This window comes from Microbulbifer sp. (genome assembly GCF_036563125.1).
Taxonomy (GTDB): Bacteria; Pseudomonadota; Gammaproteobacteria; order Pseudomonadales; family Cellvibrionaceae; genus Microbulbifer.
The window spans coordinates 1-3,870 of sequence record NZ_DATCMV010000016.1; the positions used below are offsets into that span (position 1 = coordinate 1).

4 protein-coding genes are annotated in these 3,870 nt (G+C 59.1%); all 4 read left to right on the forward strand.

The window, feature by feature from the left end:
- A partial coding sequence (locus VIL80_RS00985) for a sugar dehydrogenase complex small subunit (RefSeq protein ID WP_332034302.1) occupies positions 1–270 on the forward strand: 270 nt, incomplete at its 5' end.
- 2 nt (positions 271–272) lie between these two features.
- Positions 273–1,886, forward strand: coding sequence for a GMC family oxidoreductase (locus VIL80_RS00990; RefSeq protein WP_332034303.1), 1,614 nt, complete (start codon positions 273–275; stop codon positions 1,884–1,886).
- Positions 1,883–3,202, forward strand: coding sequence for a c-type cytochrome (locus VIL80_RS00995; RefSeq protein WP_332034304.1), 1,320 nt, complete (start codon positions 1,883–1,885; stop codon positions 3,200–3,202). Before VIL80_RS00990 ends, VIL80_RS00995 begins: the two co-directional genes overlap by 4 nt.
- A 188-nt stretch (positions 3,203–3,390) precedes the next feature.
- Positions 3,391–3,852 (forward strand): DUF6795 domain-containing protein, encoded by a 462-nt coding sequence (locus tag VIL80_RS01000; RefSeq protein ID WP_332034305.1) that lies wholly within the window; start codon positions 3,391–3,393, stop codon positions 3,850–3,852.
- Positions 3,853–3,870 lie beyond the last annotated feature (18 nt).

The window sequence follows — 3,870 nt, forward strand, 5'->3', positions numbered from 1 at the left end:
TTGCTGGCGGCACTCAACAGTGAATACCCCAGTTTTCCGCGACAGCTGGATCTGTTCCCCGATGACCCGGGCTACGACGACCGGCATTCACCGCTGGCGCAACTGATCGTTGCGGCCTGGTATCTCGGTACCGTGGGCAAGACCCTGGTGACCTTTGAGCGCGCGCTGATGTACCGACTCACCGCGGATATGCTTCCCGTTCCCTCCTACTGCACCGGCAGGCCCGGTGACTGGGCCAGTGCGCCGTCAGTAAATGGCGGGAGGGTTTAAGCTTGGCGGGACTCGAAGCGGAATATGTGGTGATCGGCTCCGGCGTGGCCGGCGCGCTGGTTGCCTACGAGCTGGCGCGGGCGGGCAAATCGGTTTTGATACTGGAGGCGGGCCCGCGGGTGCCGCGCTGGCAGACGGTGGAGCGCTTCCGCAACCAGCCGGACAAGACCGACTTCATGGCGGCCTACCGCTCGGCGCCGTGGGCGCCACATCCGGAGTATGGGGAGTTCGCCAACGACTACCTGATCCTGAAGGGCAGACACCAATTCAAATCCCAATACATTCGCGCTGTGGGCGGGACCACGTGGCACTGGGCCGCCTCTTGCTGGCGCTTCCTGCCTAGCGATTTCAAGCTGCAAAGCCTGTACGGCGTAGGCCGCGACTGGCCTATCGAATACAGCGAGCTGGAACCCTGGTATCTGCGCGCGGAGCAGGAGCTGGGTGTGTGGGGGCCGCAGGATGAACAGCTGGGCTCACCCCGCAGCGCGCCCTACCCCATGGCACCACTGCCGCTGTCCTACAACGAGGCACGGGTGAAGTCGCGCATGAATGAGCACAATCCCAAGTGGCAGGTGGTGACTGAACCGGTGGCGCGCAACAGCCGTCCCTACGACGGCCGCCCCACCTGCTGCGGCAACAACAATTGCATGCCCATCTGCCCGATCGGCGCCATGTATAACGGCATCGTGCATGTGGAAAAAGCGGAGGCGCATGGCGCCGAACTTATCCACAGCGCGGTGGTGAACCGGCTGGTGAGCGAGGGCGATCGTATTGTCGCCGCCGAATACAAGGATCCGGCGGGCAACAATTACCGCGTCTCCGGCAAGAATTTTATCCTCGCGGCGAACGGCATCGAGACGCCGAAACTGATGCTGATGTCATACGGCCGCAACCACCCCACTGGGGTAGGCAACAGCTCGGATATGGTGGGTAGGAACCTGATGGACCACCCGGGCACCGGGGTGCGCTTCTACGCCGATGAGAGTCTGTGGCCGGGACGCGGGCCACAGGAAATGACGTCGGTGATTGGCTTTCGCGACGGTGCCTTCCGCGCGCAATACGCCGGCAAGAAACTGCAACTGTCGAATATCTCCGGGATCGAAAAGGCCGCGCGCCATGTGCTCGGGCAGCGCGACCCCATCGACACCCCCGAACTCACCGAGCGCATCCGCGACCGTGCTGCGCGCTATGTGGAGTTCAACAGCTTCCACGAGTTATTGCCGCACCCGGAAAATCGCATTCGCCCCAGTACTTCGGAAAACGATGCCAGCGGTATACCGAGGCCGGAAATTACCTATCGCATTGACGATTATGTGGAGAAAAGTGCCGCGCACACCCGCGAAACCTATACCGAGATTGCAAAATTGATGGGCGGTACCGAGGTCACGTTTATCGATGATTTCGCCCCCAACAACCACATCAGTGGCACCACCATCATGGGTGAGAGCGCGGCCGATGCCGTGGTGGACAAGGATTGCCGCACCTTCGATCACCCCAACCTGTTTATCGCCGGCAGCTCGGTGATGCCTACCGTTGGCACGGTCAATGTCACCCTGACCATCGCCGCGCTCGCCCTGCGCCTCGCCGACACGTTGATCCGGGAGGGGAGCGGATGAGGGCCGCTATTGGCCTCGCGATGATCCTTTGTGTGCTCACGCCAATGGTGTGGGTCAGTGCACAGGAAATCTGGGACGTCGCCGCCCAGGAGGAAGTGAACCGGGAATTCAACCGCCCCGAACTGATTGAAAAAGGTCGTTATCTCGCCGTTGCCGGCGACTGCAGGGCCTGCCACACCCGTACTGACGGACCGCCGTTTGCCGGCGGTCGCCCCATGACCATACCGGTACTCGGAACCATCTATAGCAGCAACATCACCCCGGATGTGAACAGTGGTATCGGCGGCTGGTCCCTGAAAGAGTTTGACCGTGCGTTGCGCCGGGGTATCGGCAAAGGCGGGCGCAATCTCTACCCCGCCATGCCCTATGAGGCTTACGCCAGAATTACCGACGATGATATTGCGGCACTCTACGCCTACTTCATGTTCGGGGTGGAACCGGTGCATGAAAATCCGCCCGCCAACACGGTGCGCAAGGCGCTCAGCGCGAGCTGGCCACTGAAGGTCTGGAATTATTTGTTCGCGCCGGATGAGCCGTTTGAGCCGAATCCGCAACAGAGTGACGAGTGGAATCGGGGTGCCTACCTGGTGCAGGGCCTCACACACTGCGGCACGTGCCACACCCCCCGCGGTATCGCACTACAGCAAAAGGCCTACGATGAAACCGACAAGGGTTTCCTCAGCGGCGGCCCGGTGCTCGATGGGTGGCAGGCCTACAACATCACCCCACATCCGGTCAGTGGCATCGGCCAGTGGAGCGCAGAACAACTCACCCAATACCTGAAAACCGGCCACGTAAACCGCCTCGCCCAGGCCGGCGGCCCGATGGCGGAAGCCGTGGAAAACAGCTTCGCGAAAATGACCGACAGCGACATCGCCGCCATGGTCACCTACCTGCGCAGCATCCGCCCGATCAATAGCGGTGGCAGGTATCCACGCCAGCAGCTGGGCTCCGCGGCCACCGATGTGATCATCAAGCGGGGAAACTCTCTGGCGGTAGACCGCAGCCCCAAGCTCCGCTCGGATGGCGCCCGCCTGTATCTCGGCCTCTGCGCCAGCTGCCACGGCGTGGACGGCACCGGCAGTAGAGATGGTTACTACCCATCTCTGCTGCACAACTCCACCGTAGGTGCGACCAGTGACCACAACCTGCGTCAGGCCATTCTCCAGGGGGTAAGCCGCACGGTGGATGGTGAAGAGAAGATGATGCCCGGCTTCGCCAGGGAGCTGGGAGAACAAGACCTGAAGAACTTGCTGGGATATCTGCGGCGCCAGTTTGCGACACCGTCTGAGAGCGGTGCCGCTGCGAAAAATTGACGAGCGAACTGTGAAACTATCCGGGCCAATAAAAATAAATTTGAAATTCGACTCTGGCACTATTTCTGTAGCCCGCGCTATTCGTAAAAATTGATACTTTCGTACCAATAAGCGCGGAAATTAGCGGTTTTTATGCCAGTACAAGTCCGTTAAAGTTCCGAATCCAAACTTTTCCACGGAGCGGAAACGTGCAGGAACTTGGGATCCCCCTCTGGGTATTGCTCATTATTGCCTTTGCACTTGTCATGCTGTTTACCGATATCGGCAAGGCCTACACATTTTCGGAGATGCGGCTGGAAATTACCTATCAGGGAGTGCCTGCAGCCGGTGCTGTCGTCAAAAGAAGGATTCGCTGGCAAAGAGAAAGAATGGATGAGTTTACTGCGGATAGCTATGGATTAGTGGTTTTACCGCAGGTGCGCGAGCGCTCAATCATGCAGTTCATTCCAACTGAATTTGTGGCTTCACAAGTACTGTCCGTGCAATTTTCCAATCGGGAATTCAAAATCTGGGTCAACTCTAAACGGCAGCCAAAAAATAATTCCGAGCTGGATGGAGCCACCTTAACACTGAAGTGTGAGCTTTCGGATGAGCAGCGCCTGGTGACGGATTTTCAGAACTCATTTCTAACAAATTGCACGTGGAAATAACGGCATCAAGCAATGAAT

Bases quoted from the DNA above. Each gene is read 5' to 3' on its own strand.
- VIL80_RS00995 (WP_332034304.1), top strand. From the start codon at position 1,883: ATGAGGGCCGCTATTGGCCTCGCGATGATCCTTTGTGTGCTCACGCCA.